Genomic DNA, 17,588 nt, shown 5'->3' on the forward strand with positions numbered 1-17,588 from the left:
ATCTGAATGACGTGTGGCAAAAAGCGCGTAGTTTACTGTGGCGTCAGTTTGCCTACCTTTAAGAAGAAGTTTAAACCCCAAGTCTTGTTAATTTAGTCCGGGCTGTACTAGCGAACCCCGACGAAACCAGCTTGCTCAATTGCCTTTTGCCCTTGGTCAGTTAATAAAAGTTTGGCATAAGCATCCCCAATTTGCTGTTCCTGACCTTTATTCTGCTTAATAATCACAAACAAATTAGCAATCATGGGATAACTGCCATTTTTGATTGCCTGAGTATTTAGTTGGTTGCGCTGACGTGGACACTGCTCAGGCGAAACCATCGGTTCGCGATAGGGGGGAATTAGCTCACCAGAAGTGCGACCCAATAGCAAAGCCTTCACACTACATTGAAAGACTACTGAACGGGCAGAAGCGTAATACACACCACCAGGGGTTTTACTGAGTTGGCGCACTGCGTCTGTAGTAGAGTAAACATACTGCACATTAGGGCCAAGTGGTTGCCCCTGCAAGTCGCTGTTGCTAGGGAATATTACTGTATCTGCGTCCTCTGGTCGTTGAGAGAAAGCTGTGATGGGTAGGTTTGGCCCACCTACTTGATTCCAGTTAGTGATTTGCCCCAAATAAATCTGCTGCAATTGTTGAACAGTTAAACCCGACACCTTGAGTGATGGGTTGACTACCACTGCTATGCCATCCATACCCACCTGACGTTGCTTAAGGGTGAAGCCTCGCTCTCTTGCCATAGCTTGTTCTTCATCTGTCAGGGGACGGGAGGACTGAGCAAAGTCTAGTTTCCCATCAAGCAACATCCGAATGCCTGAGCTAGAACCAGGGCTACCATTAGCAGGGTCTACATAGCGTAATTGTAGTTCTGGGCGAGCGCTCTGGATTTGAGAATCTACCAATTGCCGAATAGATGCCCAAGCTGTGCTACCTCCGTAGTTGAATGAGGCAGGGGGGACATCAGCAACTGTCTGAAAATTTGATGCATTAGCATTATTAGAGAGAGCGTTGATATTTTGATTAGAGGAAGAGTTAACGCCGTATCGGGACGATATATTTGGCTTCAATAACCACCAAAGTAATCCGCCTATAACCATAAGTGTCAGCACTTTCCCAATAATCAAACCTCTGAGAAAGAGGGCTATTTCGCTGTTAATTAAAGCTTTTCTTTGATTTGTATTGTCCATATCTTTAAATATTGTTTATTGTATTTATCTTACAGGAATCTCTAAGTATTTATCCGATAGTAATCTTTAAATATTTATATTCAAAGTGAATTTATAATAGCTAGTTAATAGCCAGTTTTATGATTGCTACTAGATGATTAATTGTTTCTAATGTAGTGAAATTAAATTTGTTATTTGGTAGTTTTTTCAATGGTACAATTGCTTTGACAAATTCCTCTGTTAGCTGCTGATTTGGCTACTAGGCTATTCCTTTTAGTTAACGGTAATTCAACAAATTTTTCGAGAAAACTTTTTAGTGGAGTAGGTTGGTTAGGAACTGATGTCCCCGTATTAATAAATGTATAGATTAAAACTATTACTATCAAACTAGTGGTAGCACCAAGACCTATACCCAGCAGTAAAATAAAGTTTCTATAAGTTAGCAAATAGCTATCATCAGTGTTTTGGTTGATGCCAGAAGATTGTGAGGACTGTGACAATACTAGAGCAGAATTAAGCGCTTGCAAAGCTTCTGTGGCAGACTGATAACGCTGGTTGTAGCGATCGCGAACCATTGTATCTAAAATATTTGCCAGAGCGTCACTTACCTGTGCCTGATCGCGCCAGATAACTTCTCCAGTATTGGGATCTTCTGGTAGTTGCTCAGGTATTAAACCTGTCAAAGCTTGAATGCCAATCATCCCTACTGCATAGATATCGCTGCAAAGTTTTGGCTTTCCCTTAGCCTGTTCGCTTGGCATATAGCCAGGAGTCCCAACAGCTATTGTTAAGCCTGCTCCCAAAGCACCAATTTTCTTAATACTCCCAAAGTCAATTAGCACAATCTTCTGATCGGAGTACCGCCGCATTAAATTTTGAGGTTTAATATCTCGGTGAATAATATTGTGTTGATGGACGAAGGCTAGTACTTCCAGAATGTCTTTTAATAAATTTAAGACTGCGTTCTCGTTAAGACACTGACCTGGTACAATTTCTTGAGTCAAGGCATGACCGTCAATAAATTCCTGGACTAAATAAAAATCTCCATCTTCATCAAAATGGGCAAACAGTCTCGGAATTTGATCGTGGTCATTACCTAGCTGGTATAAAACTTCCGCTTCCCGATCGAATAGCTTTTTAGCAATGGGTAGAACAGCAGGACTGGAATCTTTCGGGTGGAAATGTTTGACGACACAATGGGGCTGTCCTGGTAAATCCAGGTCTACAGCTAAGTAGGTATCACCAGATCCTCCACTTCCTAAGTGTTTGACAATCTCAAAGCGATTCCTAAGTGTTTTTCTGGCGAAAGAGTATCGATATCTGTTACTTATAGCACCTCCTAATAAATAAGTATTACCAGATCCTCCGCTTCCCATCAGTTTGACAGTTTCAAAGCGACTTCGGAGTGTTTTTCTGATTAGAGGGTTCTGGCTCATATGGCGTATACTACTTCTTAATTTACTGACCATTCAGAGCTTGGGTGATCTTATGAATACCTGCGGCTAGCTTTGCTGGTATTTGAGTGAGGCAGTCAACTTATCAGGAAACCTATGCTTTGGATCAATTTGATGGTTAGCCGCTTGATTCGGTTTATTTAATACCTTTATAGGCATCTTAATATAAAATTTCTTTTTGGAATATTTCAATCATCTTATCACTTAAGTAAATTTAACACTAGTCCCCAGTATTTATAACTGATAATGTCAGGATTCAGGAAGTTTACTTATTTTAACTATTAAGTATGATTACTGAGGATATCTTGAGTACTGAAATTTAAAAGTACAAAATTACTTCCAGTGGGAGCCGCAATTTTGTTACCAGATTTTAGTCATTGCTAACCGCGATCGCCTTGTCATATTATGTTCGGGTAAAGACTTATCATTTAGACCGCAGGGGTGCAGGGGGCAGCGAGCAGGGAGAAAGAGGTTTTCCTGACTTTTGCACGGATGCGGTAATCATAAGTTATTAACCGGACTTGATATCAGATCAAGTGGAATTATCATTTTGAAAGCGGGAATATCAGGAATAGTAATGTTTTTACTCCTGCCTCCTGCCATAACTTATTAAAATTGGCTTGACAGACTACTAACAAGCAGCACCTAACGCCTGCAAAGTTGCCAATTGAGCTTCTGTTAACCCTTGAATTTCTTCAAGCTTCATACCTTCGTAGGGGCGAGGCGCTCTCCAAGTTTGCTCACATTTACCAGTTTCCAAATCCCAGACTTTGAGGGTTTCGTCTAAGCTACCACTGAAAGCAGTCAGTTTGGCAGAAGTTGCATCTCCAATTGAGACAGCAGCTACCAGCAAACTATAAACAAGCTCTGAGTGACCCACCAAAGTTTCATAGCATTCTCCTGTAGAGATATCCCAAAGTTTCAGATTGCGATCTAAACTACCACTAACAATAAACTCAGCGTCTGGACTAAACTGTGCCACCATAACAGGGCCTTCGTGTCCTGTAAAAGTTTGGAAACATTCTCCTGTGGATATTAACCACAATTTTAGGGTTTGGTCAAAACTTGTACTTAGTAACCACTGTCCGTTAGGGCTAAAGGTAACTGACCACACGCTATTGGTGTGTCCTGTTAAAGTTTGACGGCATTCTCCAGTGTCAACATCCCACAGCTTAATCATCCCATCAAACTCGCTACTTGCCAGCAGTTGACCATCTGGACTAAAGACTACTGAAACAACTGAACTAGTATGTCCTTTGAGAGTTTTCAAGCATTCACCTGTCTTAATATCCCAAAGTTTCACAGTTTGGTCATAGCTGCTACTGGCTAATTGTCTGCCATCTGGACTAAAAACGACTGTCCAAACCCAACTAGTATGACCCTGCAAAGTTTGTAAACAGGTTCCTAACTTGCAGTCCCATAATTTGATGCTATGGTCTGCACTAGCACTGGCGAGTAAAGGATACTGGCTATGAGGTTGAAACGCCACCGACCATACGCGGTTGGTATGATCTCGTAATGTTTGCATTAGAGTACCGTTTTTGATGTCCCATAGCTTAATTGTTTGGTCTTCGTGTCCACTTGCCAGATAGTCGCCATCTGGACTCAAAGCCACGGATAATACACTATTGGTATGTCCTTTGAATGTTTTCGTGCAGCGTCCTATTTGAATATTCCATAGTTTGGTAGCGTGGTCATCACCACCACTGACCAATTGTTGCTCGTTGGGATGATAAGCAACCGTCCAAACTCGGCTAGTATGACCAAGAAAGGTTTTCAGGCAATTTCCGGTGACGACATCCCATAATTTTACTGTGCGGTCAAAACTGCTGCTAGCCAACTGTTGACCCTTGGGACTAAATGCGATCGCTGTTACTGTCTGTCGATGTCCGCGTAAGGTTTGAAGACATTTCTGAGTTTTAACATCCCAAAGATTGATGGTGTTGTCGTAGCTACTGCTAGCAAGTAACTGACCATCTGGACTAAAAGCGATTGATCGCACCCAGCGATCGTGGGCTTGCCAAACACAAAGATTCCTGCCAGTAGTTATATCCCACAGGCGAATTGTATAATCTTCTCCACAACTGGCAAGAATTTGACCATCAGGGTGAAAAGCGATCGCCCAAACTCGACCTTGATGACCAACTAAAGTCTGAACTTCTCGGTTAAGCTTTTCTGATGCAACCTCCCACAAACGAATAGTTAAATCTTGACCACAACTCGCAAGGATTTTACCTTCAGGACTAAAAGCAACAGCATTAACTGAGTATGTATGTCCTTTGTATGTGTGCAGACATTGCCCAGTTTTCACATCCCATAACTTCACTAGATAATCATCAGCAGCGCTGGCCAGATACCGTCCATCTGGACTAAATGTTACAGCCCATGTCCAATGTTGGTGTCCCCGACAACAAATTAGTTGTTTGCCAGTAGCACTATCCCAAATTTGAATTTCACCTTTGGTATCACCAGTAGCTAAATACTCTCCATCTGGACTAAAAGCAACACTGAGTACACCGCCAAAAGTTTCGGCGAAGACGGTTTCGCTAATATTGACGCCAGTAAAATTAGTGTTGTGCAATGTAGCATTGGCTAAGTAAGCTTGGCGAATAACCAGATGAGAAAAGTCAAAGCCACTAAGGTCGGTTTGCAAGTGAGAGAATAGATTCAGCAGATTGCCCCCTGCATAGCCTGTTTGCACTGCTGTTTGGTATCGCAATTGGGCTAAAATTTGGCAAAGATGCTCCTCAAGTTGGGCTTGGGTGTCGAAGTGGGTTAAAAGTCGCTCCACTAAGGTGTGCAGAATAAATTGAATTTGTGCTTCGCGCAGGTAGTCTTGAGTTTGGGCTTGAATTAAGGCATGAGTTCTGAATAAGTTGAGTTCGCCTGTAGTAAGTTCCCACTCAATAGTCTGGATAAATTGTTCTGTAACATATTCCATGATTACGGGTTGTTGCGTTAACCCTATTGCTCTTATTTCCATGAGAGAGCGTCCCTGAAGTGACTCCAAGGCTTCCAAGAGTTCTCGCCAAGATACTTGGGGCAATATTGCGGTTTGTAACTTTGCTGGCGTTACCCCTTCTCGGTTAATCGCTAGCCAGTACATAATCTGCTGTTGCAGAGGCGATAAACGCTCGAACTGTTGCTTCAGTAAGTCCCATAAATCGCTAAAAAGGGTATTACCTTGTGCCAAGAATGCTTGTGTATCACCACAAAATATATCTTGAATAGCGGTTGCGGCAATTTTGAGGGCGAGTGGATTACCACCAAAGTAATTAACCAGGGCTTGATGTTGAGGTGCTGTATCTAACCCTTTGGCAATCAGTATTTGCTGACCTTCTATTGTTGAGAGTCCAGATAAACAGAGCGATCGCACCGGTAAATTTTCTCCCGATCGCACCGCAATTCCGCCCGGTTTTTCTCGTCCGGTGACAATCAGACAACTTTGATGGAGTTCATCGCAGATCCGCTCAAATAGCTGTTGATATGCTTCAAATCCTTGTTGGTACTGTCCTCCCCGGTTACCACTTTGTAAAATTGACTCGACGTTATCAAAAACTAACAAACAACGCTTTTGCTGCAATTGTTTCATTAAAATACTAATTGAACTCTCGATTGTTGCCTCTGAACCCATTAAAATCGGCAAAATCTCGCTTAGTAAAGTATTTAGTGGCAGTGCTTGCTGTAAACTACGCCAAATCACATATTCAAACTGGGACTGAATTTGCCCTGCAAGTTTCACCGAGAGAGTAGTTTTGCCAATCCCACCGAGTCCAAAAATCCCGACGAAACGACAATTATCCTTGCCAATCCATGTTGCTAAAGTTTGCAGTTCTGCTTGGCGACCGTAAAATCGGGAAACATCGATGGCTTCTCCCCAATCTTGGGTACTGCTTTGGGATTGCTGATAGCGATGCAGAATAGTTTGGATATTTTTTTTAGAGACTTCTTCGCCAATTACTTGGGAAAGCGATCGCCACAATTGCGAACCTATCTGTTTAATATAGTCATAATCATAACCTATTTTCTCCGTAATTTCACTATAGGTACGTCCGCTCCAACTTTCGAGAAAGACTACAGTTTGAACATCATTTAGTCCTTGTTCCAACATAGTAGAGCGTAAAACAGCATCGACTATTTTGAGTGCCTCTTCTCCGGTCATGGCTCAACAAGATCCACGTATCGTTTAGTATTTAACCTTTCTGTTCTTGCTGGAAAGATTATGGCAATCTTTACAATTCTTTATATTAAAAACATACTTTTTCTCACCGACAGAGCGATCGGGTTTCAGTTTTGATTAAGTTAAGGCAAAGCAAAAGTTGCTAACGTCTGTTTGTAATTAAACCACAGTGATATTACGATTAATACTTTATTGAAATTAAGAGGAGGTATGAAATGGGAATTACAATCGATAAACCTCAAAAAGATGCAGAGTTAGAACTGGAAGATGCAATCCTTTTTGAAGGTACTGCAAGCACGAATATTGTTCAAGTAGAATTATGGGCTGATGATCGTTGGCTATTAGGTAAAACTTCAGCGAATAATGGCAAATGGTCACTCTCTTATGATTTTAACAGTGGTGGCACTCGGCGGGTTGTTGCCAAGGGATTTGATGCTAATAATAAGTTAGTTTCTAGTGACGATAGTTGGTTGTTTTTAGATGGACTAACAAAAGTTAATTTGGACATGAACTTGAGTACCAATTTTAAACTTTGGGAATTTGTCATATCTCCAACTGCCGATTTAGTGAGAGCTGATAATACACCAACACCAGGAGAAATCCAAAACTTAAAAATACTGTGTCAGCAAATCTTACAACCTGCACGGGATGCCTTGGGGCCATTAAAAATTAACTCTGGTTTTCGTTCAGCAGAACTTAACAGAGCAGTAGGAGGCGCTAGAAAAAGTGCCCATCGTCAAGGCTTTGCAGCTGATGTCGTTCCAGTAAATGTAGGAACAAAACAACTTGCTAAATGGGTGAATGACAATCGTGAGTTCGACCAAATTATTTTGGAATTTGGCAGTTTAGACAATCCGAGGTGGATTCATCTTAGTGCTGATCCAAGAAATCGCAAGGAGGTTCTTAGAGCCACTTCTAGTGGTGGAGGAACAATCTATACTAATGTTCAACTTTAAACCTCAGTATCCGAGTAAATAGTAAAGGAGTTTTGCCATGTCTGTAACTATCATAATGCCCACTAATAACCCAGAAGTTATTTGGAAAACACCCATTATTTTCAAGGTCAGGATAGAAGATAAAGTCGTTAGATTAGAATTTTAGTTACTTACTACAAGCCAATTTAATTAAATTTTAATCAAATTATTTCAGACGCAGAGAACACGGAGAGATAAGAAATAGAGATTTTCGCAACTGATTTATAAATTGGAGGAATAATGAGCAAAAAAGTTGTTTATAGAGAATATAAAGTTCTGCTAAAAAATAACTTGTTTATTGGTAATGAGCAAGAATTGCTAAAAAATGCCAACCAATTTTGGCATGCCTTTTCACAAGCTATTAATAATATAACGAGTGAAGTAAATGGTAATTTAGACGAAATTGCAGACCAGCGATTTATCAGATTTTATGATACTAGAGAATATATCTTATACAAGAATAATTACATTTTTCGTGAGAGGGTCGATGTTAATAATCATCAGAGGGAAGTTACTCTAAAATTTCGCCATTGAGATCGGTATATTTCTCAAGATCGCAATATGAATAGAGGAGAAGCAAAATTTGAGGAAGATATTAAAACTCCCTTTGAGATATTATATAGCTTCTCGGATACGCAAACAATTTTTACGGAAAAGAAACTGAATAAAATACAAGATGCTACACAATTATATCCAGATTTAGTAGATAAAGTGAGTCTTTTAAAAGCAGAGGATGAGATAAAAACTATAGGAGTTACTATCCGTGAGATAGTAATTAAAGGAGCGAAATTTCAGATCAGAAATCAACCCCGGCTAGATTCTAAGTGTGCTTTGATTATTTGGTATGACAACAATCATGATCCAGAGAAGCCAATAGCAGTCGAGTTCAGCTTCAAATATGGAGATGAAAACGAAGCTTATAGCAGAAAATTGGCTCAAAAGGCTTATGATATATTTCATATATTGCAAGAGATACTAATTTTTTGGGTGGATTTAGAGTCCGGCACAAAGACAGCTTACATTTATAAATTAGACGAGAAAAATGCGTCTTTTCATTAATTAAACTCTTTTGAAAATAGATTCTCAAATTATCTAGTTAAGCAATACTTCAAATATCAAAACTAAGAGAAGTCTGAAGTGCAAGACTTTCAATACCAAAGAAAATTAAATGATGGGAGGGTGGTAATTGTGGAAATAGTTGTCAAGATACTCATAGGCATTATTGCATTCATACATATCCTTTTTCTAGTTGTGCAGATGTTTTTATGGAATACAGAGTTTGTGCAAAAAAGAATAGTCGGAGATTTCACTCCAGAGCAAATTTCTGCAATACTTGCTCAGAATCAAGGGTTATACAACGGATTTATTGCTGTCGGCTTAATTTTTGGATTATTTATCTCACAGTTTCCCCAAGTTAGTCCTTCATGGATTATGATTTTCTTTTTAGTTTGTGTAGCGATCGCAGGCATTTTTGGCAGCATTACCTTGAAACGTCCAACAGCATTTTTAATTCAATCAGTACCGGCAATATTGGCTTTAGTACTTTTAGGATTGCGGAAAGGTTGAAATATGAATCATGCAGCAAAAAAATCACCAGTTATAACAATAAAAATCGGGTAAAAATGGTGAACTTATTTCATCATCAAGTTTAGAATCTAGTGACAAAAAAACAATAAATTGAGGTTTCAACATGAAAAAATTTATTTGGCTTTTGCCAGTGCTAGCAGTTATAGCAACATGGCTACCACGTTCTGATGCTGTCTGGAAATATCTTTTCTTCTTGCGCCTGCCTATTTTGATGGGTTTATTCCTTCTGCTTCTCCCTAAACTTGCCAAGGATTGGCTGCCAGCCATGTTGAAAAATTTATTTGTACTCCGCACTAGGTGGCAACTGGCAGTTGTAATTGTGAGCGCAATTGGAGCAGGAACATCAGTAATTTCAGTTGCAGCCATCATTCTGGATAACGCAGCAGCTCGCTTTGGTGTACCATCAACAATAGAAATTTCTGAATTTTGGCAATATGGAATAGCTATTGCCTTAAGTTTATATATTTGCATTATCGCCTTTGATCTGTCCAAAGAGAAACTGAACAATAACGAAAGACAATGGGGAGCATTTGTAGGTGCGATATTGAGTATTGGGCTACTATTTTTTGTTAGTTTTATCAGACAGTGGTTAAGCTCAAATGCTTTCTTAAAAAAGATACTTACTGATATTGTTGCTTTCGTAAGCAAACATAATACATCTGGCTATATTAATCCTCAGACTGGTGAATTGAGTGCAGGACATCTAACGGCAATTGCTTATTTTATAATTGGAGTAGTTATCTACGTTACGGTTGGTTTGCTTTTTAATCCAAAATCAGAAACAAATCGACCTGAAGCACCTGCACTTTTATATGTGCTACTAATCACATCGATGGTGACACTTGTCTATGGAGGTGCAACATTCTATTTTGACTACTTTCGTATTCCTGTACTAATTATATTTATTGTTTTCTCCGCTCTCAGCTATGTTGCATTTGATGTTAATCACTTTTTTCCAGTCAATAAGTTTAAGGATAGTGAAGACAAAAAGAGAGGTGATAGTGATTCAACTAATTTTCCAGAAGTACTAGAAAAGCGTCTCCAACATCAAAAGGGAGAACGAACTTTAGTGATTATTTGTGCTAGTGGTGGTGGAATTCAAGCAGCAGGATGGACAGTGCAAGTCTTAAGTGGTCTCCAGGAATTATTAGGAGAGTCATTTACCAAAGCAATTGGCTTGATTAGTGCTGTATCAGGCGGTTCAGTCGGGACGATGTACTATCTAGATCGCTTTAATAAAGATGGTTTTTTAGAAGAGAGCGAACAGGAAAAATATGACAAAACTAATAGTTTTTATGCTGCTACTAGAGATAGTTTAGATGCTGTTGGTTGGGGTCTAGTTTATTTGGATTTATGGCGATTTATCGGATTTCCATTCCTTGTTAACCCAAAGTTTGATCGTGGTACGGCAGTTGAGACAGACTGGCAAGGTGAAATGAAGGAACCGAAAAATATAAAAACCTTTGGAACCTGGCGGAAACAGATTTTTGATGGCGAAATTCCTATCCCTGTATTCAATGCCACTTTAGTCGAAAATGGCTGGCGCTTTCTGATTACTCCAGTAACATTTAGCAAGGCTCCTGAGAAAAAGTTTACAGACTTCAATACTCTTTATGAAGCCTATGATATGAATGTTGTAACGGCTGCAAGACTATCTGCAACTTTTCCCTATGTCTCTCCTATCTGTCGCAGCAGTGTAAATATCCCAAATCAGAATTATCACGTTGCTGATGGGGGTTACTTTGATAACTCTGGCTTTGTAACGGCAGCCGAATGGCTGGATGAACAGCTTAATGAATGGTCAAAAACAGAAAATAGTTTAAATGTAAAACGAGTTCTCATATTGCAAATTAATCCTTTTCCTAAATCTGCTTCAACCGAAAACGTGCAAGGTAATGGAGGCTGGTTTATGGCGACTATAGGGCCATTACTGGCAATGTTCAAGGTACGCGATCCGGTTTTAGCATCTCGAAATGCCAAGGAAGCAGATTTGCTGGCCAAAAAATGGGAGAACAAGGTAGATATCCAATACTTTCCCATTTTCTTCCCCTCGGAATCTGAAATACCTCCAGAATTTGCAGTATCTGAATTTTATAAAGATGGTCGGTATCGTCTGCCTTTATCCTGGAAGTTAACTGATAGAGAGAAGCAAGCTATTCAAGATGGTTGGGCGGCAATAACAACAGGAAAGAACATTCAAAAAATTAAACAACTGTGGCACAAAACCTGGAGTATGCCTGATTCCACAGACCGTAATTAACCACTTGCTTCTCCTCTGGATAGCAAGCTTTAAAAGCAGGGGTACGAGCATCACTCAAAAGGTTACAGGTAATAGGGAATAGGAAAGTGCTAATTAGAATCATAATGAAAAGCAGAAGTTCAAGCGAAACTCTGTATGCTGACATTTACCCAACTTAAACCACCTAATTGCGATGCCGCAGTTACTTTTACTCTGGCGCTGACAGCAGAAGAACGCACCCGCAGTCGTCATCGCTTTGAAACTGAAGATGGTAAAGTTGTGTTTTTACATTTACCCAGAGGAACTGTCTTACACGATGGCGATATTCTGCAAGAAGAAACCCATAGTAATTTAATCAGAATTACTGCCAAACCAGAACTAGTGCTGACTGCCTTTGCCCAAACATCACTTTTATTATTACGGGCGGCATACCATTTGGGAAATCGCCATGTACCTGTAGAAATTACTCCGACTTATTTACGCTTGTCCTCAGACTCGGTTTTACGCCCGATGTTGGAACAACTGGGGCTAGAAGTTAAAGAGGAAATTTTACCGTTTCAGCCAGAATTGGGGGCTTATGGACAACACCATCATGCTCACTGATAGCCATCTTTTGAGTATTTTGCAGCTGGCTAGCCCCACTTTGCCTGTGGGAGCATATAGTTATTCTGAAGGCTTGGAAACGCTCGTAGAAAATGGTATTATCACCAACGCCGTACATCTCAAACTTTGGTTAAAAGCGGAGTTGCTCTGTGGGGCAATTCGCTTAGAGGCGGCGGTGATGGTACGATCGCAGCAAGCTGTAAAAATAGGTGATGTTGAGTCTCTATGCCGTTGGAATCTATGGTTATCCGCTGCTAGGGAAACAGAAGAGTTACGCGCCTCTAGTTGGCAGATGGGGCGATCGCTGATCCAATTACTTGGTAAACTAGAACCGCAGATTCTACCTATTGCCAATGTTGTAGGTAATCCTTGCAATTATGCGATCGCTTTTGGCATTGCCGTTGCCCATTGGCAAATCAGTATCAAAGCCGCATTACTCGCATATCTGCACAGTTGGGCAAGTAATTTGATTACTGCTGGCGTGAAACTTATCCCCCTTGGACAAACAGCAGGACAGCAGTTATTGCTAGATTTGCAACCATTACTCAGTACTGCGGCATCGGAAATTCTCGCGTTGGAGGACGATCAACTCGCCTGTTGTAGTTGGGGTTTGTCGCTAGCGAGTATGCAGCATGAAACGCAGTATACAAGGTTGTTCAGGAGTTAGTCATTGGTCATTAGTCATTAGTCATTGGTTAAAAACTAAGGACTAATAACCATGTACCAAGGATAAATGACAACTGACAAATGACATAGGACAAATAACAATGAATGCATTTCGAGTGGGAGTTGCTGGGCCAGTGGGTTCGGGGAAGACGGCTTTAGTTGATGCTTTGTGTAAGGGGTTACGTGAGCAGTATCAGATTGCGGTGGTGACAAATGATATTTATACTCAAGAAGATGCTCAGTTTTTAGTGCGTTCTCAGGCGTTGGCAAGCGATCGCATTTTGGGTGTAGAAACTGGTGGTTGTCCTCACACTGCTATCCGCGAAGATGCTTCGATGAATTTGGCAGCAATTGAACAGTTAGAGGAACGTTTTCTCGATTTGAATTTAGTCTTTTTGGAAAGTGGCGGCGATAATTTGGCTGCTACCTTTAGTCCCGAATTGGTGGATTTAACAATTTACGTCATCGATGTTGCGGCTGGCGATAAAATTCCCCGCAAGGGTGGCCCTGGCATTACTAAGTCTGATTTATTGGTGATTAATAAAACTGACCTTGCGCCTTATGTTGGTGCAGATTTAAATGTAATGGAACGAGATGCTAAAAAAATGCGCGGCAATAAACCTTTTATTTTTACTAATTTGAAAACTCAGTCTGGACTTGCAGATGTAATTAACTTTGTTTGCATAAATATCTGTTGAAAAATGAGAATTTAGAGCTGGGGCGAATATAATTCACGGCTATACAAACCAAGTTCGCCTGCGCGGACTAAAGACAAATTGAGTGTTTGAAACCCACGGAGGTGGGTAAAGTCTCGTGTAGACGCGGTTTCTAACCGCCCTTTTAACTATAAAGCTCTCAGATGCCGACTTCGCACCCGTTCAGCACTCCCCGTAGGAATTGCAGCAATTAATTTTTGTGTGTATTCTTCTTTTGGTTCCAGGTAAATGCTTTCGGCTGTGCCTTCTTCAACAATTTGACCGCGATTCATGACTAAAATGCGATCGCTCATAAATTTCACTACACTTAAATCGTGAGAAATAAAAATATAAGTAAGCTGAAAGTCTGACTGTAATTCTTTGAGGAGATTTAATACCTGCGCCTGTACGGAAACATCTAAGGCTGAAACTGATTCATCGCAGATGATAAACTTAGGATTTAACGCCAAAGAACGGGCTATGCAAATCCGTTGGCGTTGACCGCCTGAAAACTGATGAGGATAGCGGTTAATCGCATCTGCACTCAACCCCACCCGTTCTAAGAGTTCGACTACTCGCTGGCGTCGTTGTTGTTTGGTCTTCCCAACGGCGTGAATTAACAATGGTTCCATCACTGCATCTCCAACCTTCATCCGGGGATCGAGCGAACTAAAAGGGTTTTGGAAAACTATTTGCATTTCCCGCCGCAGTTTTTGCAACGGTTCTCCTTTGAGGCTGGTAATATCTTGTTTCTCAAAGATAATCTGACCACTGATCGGCTCAATTAATCGCAGCAAGGTTCTGCCAAGGGTGGTTTTGCCGCAACCAGATTCTCCCACCAAACCTAGTGTTTCCCCTGGTTTAACATCAAAAGAAACGCCATTAACTGCCATGTTGTAGCGTTTTGTACCACCAAACACCCCGCGCACTGGAAAACCAACTTTCAGGTTACGGATTTGCAGCAGGGGTTCCAAGTCATTGAAGTTTGCCAATCTTGCAGCAATCTCTTCAGTGGTAACTTCTATGGGTTGTGCGGGTTCTTTCGCCTGAATTACTACTTGTCCCGTTGCTGTCTCTTCTGCACTCATGTAGTCAGAAACAGTGAGTAATTTTTGGGGACGGCGGTTTAGTGTAGGACGACAAGCTATCAAACCTTTAGTATATGGATGCTGGGGACTGCTAAAAATTTGCCGAGAAGTACCAGATTCGACAACTTTGCCTTTATACATCACCGCTACTTCGTCAGCAATTTCCGAAATTAGCCCCAAGTCGTGGGTGATGAAAATCATTGCCATATCACGGCTTTGCTGTAATTCTCGCAACAAGTCCAAAATTGTGGCTTGCACCGTCACATCCAAGGCTGTGGTTGGTTCATCAGCAATTAAGATTAATGGGTTACAAGAAATTGCCATTGCAATCATCACCCGTTGCAACTGACCCCCAGAAAGTTCATGAGGGTAGCGTTCCAACATGGCTTCTTTATGTTCTTTAACCAACTGTGACAACTTTGATGGTTCTAGTTTCGATGAAGTTTCGGTATACTGCTGTTGGATCTCTTCATCGCTAGGTAGAAGTTTAACCTCTTGTAGACCTGCGATCGCAATTTGTCGTGCTTGGGCTGCTGACACATTTTGATGTCGTACAATCGCTTCTGTTAGCTGAAACCCAATGTTATAAACTGGATTGAGCGAACTCATCGGTTCTTGAAAAATCATGGCGATGTCGCCACCCCGGTGTAGCTGCATTTGCTCAGGAGGCAATTTTACCAAATCGATGGGGTTGGCATTCTCCTGCGGACGAAACCAGATTTCACCGCCAGTAACTATACCGGGAGTTTGCAACAAGCCCATCACAGCTAGTGCTGTCACCGATTTACCACTCCCCGATTCTCCTACTATTCCTAGAGTTTCACCTCGATGCAGTCCAAAGGAAATACCATCCAAAGCTCTGTTAATGTTGCCATCACCGGGAAATTCAACTTGGAGATTGCGAACCTCTAGGACAGTTTCTCTCATAGGAGTTGGGTATGAATATTAACTTAAAATTATTTGGATTTTAACAATAGTTTCGATGTATATGTGAGTAAATTTGGTTTTTACACTTTTTGGCAGTTTCTCGCATACTTCCACAATATACACGCATTTGCGATGTAGAACTGCTTGCGATCTCTGCAAATTGCGATCGGTTCATGGTATCCTCTCTTTTCAGAGTATCAATCTTTATATAACAGCATTAACCAAAGAAAATTGTCATCACGAACAAAACAGCCAGGAGAGCAAATTCGTAAATTGGTTAAGGAGCGTCGCCAGTCTGCAATGCTGAGTTATGCTTTTGCAGTGCTTGTTCTGATGGGGACGATACTGTTATTCAGTATCTTCAGTACTTCTTTTGTGGGGATGTTGCTCTCACTGGGGGCATTGGTAGGCTCATACTACCTGTTTCGTAATGGGCAATACTTAATGAAAAGAGCGGGTGATGCTCAACGTGGTGCTACAGCCGAAACTGAAGTAGCTATATTATTGCGCCCTTTGGAACATCGAGGATGGCAATTAGAATACAACCTCCGAATTAGGAGATGGGGTGATGCAGATGTTGTGCTGCATTCTCCTCAAGGTAACTGGTACGTAGTCGATGTTAAATCCCATAGCGGTACTAAAGTTTATGAAAGTGGTCGTCTGCGTAAACGCTACGGCAGAAATACCTTTGATTTTAACGAAGGTGATTTGATAGGCAAAGTTAAAGGTCAAGCAACAGAAGTAAAATACTTAAAAAGTGCGCGGTGGGTGACTGCACTGCTTTGTTTTACAAAAGGTAATGTCGATATTCCTAGCAATGAAGTTGGCGGTGTTTATATTGTAAATGCCACTGATTTAGTTAATATTTTGTTACATTTAGATAAATAATTATATTCTCTGTAAAATCACTTAAATATCACTTATGTACATGGAGTTAAATGAAAGTGAACGATAAATTTACTCACGGTTATGCACTATTAATTGGTGTAGGGGAGTCTAAATATAGTAAGCTTTCGCTACCAGTAACAGTAAAAGATACTCAAGCAATTTATGCTGCTTTAATTGACCCGCAATTATGTGCCTATAACGATGATAAAGATCATATTCGGGTGCTGAATAATCAAGAAGCAAATCAAGCCGCTATTCTAGATGGATTGAATTGGTTAAAAGAAAAATCAGCCGCAGACCCTTATGCAACCGTATTTGTTTATTATTCAGGACATGGCTGGATAGATAAAAATACACAAAATTATTATTTACTACAACATGATATTAAGCCAACTAAGCTTGCTAGTTCCGCACTTGCAGCCGAAACTTTCGCAGATGCATTAAGACAAATAAAAGCAGAACGTTTATTAGTTGTGATTGATAGTTGTCATGCAGCCGGAATGGCAACTTCTAAAGAGGCTGATTTAGAGCTACAAGAAGAATTTGAAGATTTTATTCGAGTTGCTCCATCTAAAGGCTTAATTGATGATTTGAAACAAGGCAAAGGCAGAGTAGTTTTTACTTCCTCTGAAGGTGAGCAACAATCTTGGATAAAAGATGAATCAAGCAGCATCTATACTTATCATTTTCTTGAAGCTTTGCATGGTGCTGGTAATCAGCCCGGTGATACAGAAGTTCGGGTTTCTAATTTAATGAATTATTTGGGTAAAACTGTACCTGATAGTGCGCGTCAGTTGTACAAAGCAGAACAAATTCCGCATTTTGATATGGATGCAGGAGATTTTGTAATTGCCAAACTTCGGGGTGGTAAAGGTTTATCTGATAAGGGATGGGATGAAGTCAAGCCTCAAGCTACACAAAAGATTAATAAAATTGCCGAGACGATAAACCAGTATGGAAAGTTTATCACGAATATTAATGAAGCTAGTGATATCCATATTGGTGATACTTACAATAAATAACTTCTGCAAAACAATAGAGGGATAACTGATGACTACCCCAAATGAATTTAAGGATATTTTTGAAAAGATTGCAGAGCTACTGCTATCTGATTAGAC

Annotated in this window: 14 protein-coding genes; 10 read left to right on the top strand and 4 right to left on the bottom strand. The window is 40.5% G+C overall.

Annotated elements, in window-relative coordinates:
- Positions 1–107: 107 nt before the first annotated feature.
- From HWQ44_RS09770 to HWQ44_RS09780, 3 genes are all read right to left on the bottom strand, one after another.
- Complete coding sequence (locus HWQ44_RS09770; RefSeq protein WP_292717995.1) at positions 108–1,190, bottom strand: substrate-binding domain-containing protein; 1,083 nt, start codon at positions 1,188–1,190, stop codon at positions 108–110.
- A 170-nt stretch (positions 1,191–1,360) separates the two neighbouring features.
- Complete coding sequence (locus HWQ44_RS09775) at positions 1,361–2,605, bottom strand: serine/threonine-protein kinase (protein ID WP_292717997.1); 1,245 nt, start codon at positions 2,603–2,605, stop codon at positions 1,361–1,363.
- A gap of 649 nt (positions 2,606–3,254) precedes the next feature.
- Positions 3,255–6,785, bottom strand: a complete 3,531-nt coding sequence (locus HWQ44_RS09780; protein WP_292717999.1) for an NB-ARC domain-containing protein — start codon at positions 6,783–6,785, stop codon at positions 3,255–3,257.
- 233 nt (positions 6,786–7,018) lie between these two features.
- Between HWQ44_RS09780 and HWQ44_RS09785 the strand changes: the two genes are divergently transcribed.
- The 8 genes from HWQ44_RS09785 to ureG all read left to right on the top strand — a co-directional run bounded on the left by HWQ44_RS09785 (position 7,019) and on the right by ureG (position 13,570).
- Complete coding sequence (locus HWQ44_RS09785; RefSeq protein WP_292718001.1) at positions 7,019–7,759, top strand: D-Ala-D-Ala carboxypeptidase family metallohydrolase; 741 nt, start codon at positions 7,019–7,021, stop codon at positions 7,757–7,759.
- A 258-nt stretch (positions 7,760–8,017) separates the two neighbouring features.
- A complete protein-coding gene (locus tag HWQ44_RS09790) occupies positions 8,018–8,311 on the top strand; it encodes a hypothetical protein (RefSeq protein WP_292718003.1) in 294 nt (97 codons plus the stop codon).
- A gap of 27 nt (positions 8,312–8,338) precedes the next feature.
- Positions 8,339–8,836, top strand: coding sequence for a hypothetical protein (locus HWQ44_RS09795; RefSeq protein WP_292718005.1), 498 nt, complete (start codon positions 8,339–8,341; stop codon positions 8,834–8,836).
- 129 nt (positions 8,837–8,965) lie between these two features.
- Positions 8,966–9,343 carry a DUF1304 domain-containing protein gene (locus HWQ44_RS09800; RefSeq protein WP_292718007.1) on the top strand — a complete coding sequence of 126 codons (378 nt, stop codon included), beginning with the start codon at positions 8,966–8,968 and terminating at the stop codon, positions 9,341–9,343.
- Positions 9,344–9,467: 124 nt separating this feature from the next.
- Positions 9,468–11,624, top strand: coding sequence for a patatin-like phospholipase family protein (locus HWQ44_RS09805; protein WP_292718009.1), 2,157 nt, complete (start codon positions 9,468–9,470; stop codon positions 11,622–11,624).
- 135 nt (positions 11,625–11,759) lie between these two features.
- On the top strand, positions 11,760–12,206 hold the full coding sequence (gene ureE, locus HWQ44_RS09810) for an urease accessory protein UreE (RefSeq protein ID WP_292718011.1): 447 nt from the start codon (positions 11,760–11,762) through the stop codon (positions 12,204–12,206).
- A complete protein-coding gene (locus HWQ44_RS09815) occupies positions 12,181–12,873 on the top strand; it encodes an urease accessory protein UreF (protein WP_292718013.1) in 693 nt (230 codons plus the stop codon). Before ureE ends, HWQ44_RS09815 begins: the two co-directional genes overlap by 26 nt.
- Before the next feature lie 100 nt (positions 12,874–12,973).
- Positions 12,974–13,570 (top strand): urease accessory protein UreG, encoded by a 597-nt coding sequence (gene ureG / locus HWQ44_RS09820; protein ID WP_292718014.1) that lies wholly within the window; start codon positions 12,974–12,976, stop codon positions 13,568–13,570.
- A 146-nt stretch (positions 13,571–13,716) separates the two neighbouring features.
- Here the strand turns inward: ureG and HWQ44_RS09825 are convergent, their stop codons facing one another.
- Positions 13,717–15,582, bottom strand: a complete 1,866-nt coding sequence (locus tag HWQ44_RS09825) for an ABC transporter ATP-binding protein (RefSeq protein WP_292718016.1) — start codon at positions 15,580–15,582, stop codon at positions 13,717–13,719.
- Positions 15,583–15,813: 231 nt separating this feature from the next.
- On the opposite strand from HWQ44_RS09825, the gene HWQ44_RS09830 reads away from it, so the two are divergent.
- Positions 15,814–16,470 carry a nuclease-related domain-containing protein gene (locus tag HWQ44_RS09830; protein ID WP_292718017.1) on the top strand — a complete coding sequence of 219 codons (657 nt, stop codon included), beginning with the start codon at positions 15,814–15,816 and terminating at the stop codon, positions 16,468–16,470.
- A gap of 50 nt (positions 16,471–16,520) precedes the next feature.
- Entirely contained in the window at positions 16,521–17,492 is a 972-nt protein-coding gene (locus tag HWQ44_RS09835; protein ID WP_292718019.1) for a caspase family protein, read from the top strand.
- Positions 17,493–17,588: the final 96 nt, after the last annotated feature.

The organism is Nostoc sp. JL34, from assembly GCF_017114945.1.
Lineage (GTDB): Bacteria > Cyanobacteriota > Cyanobacteriia > Cyanobacteriales > Nostocaceae > Nostoc.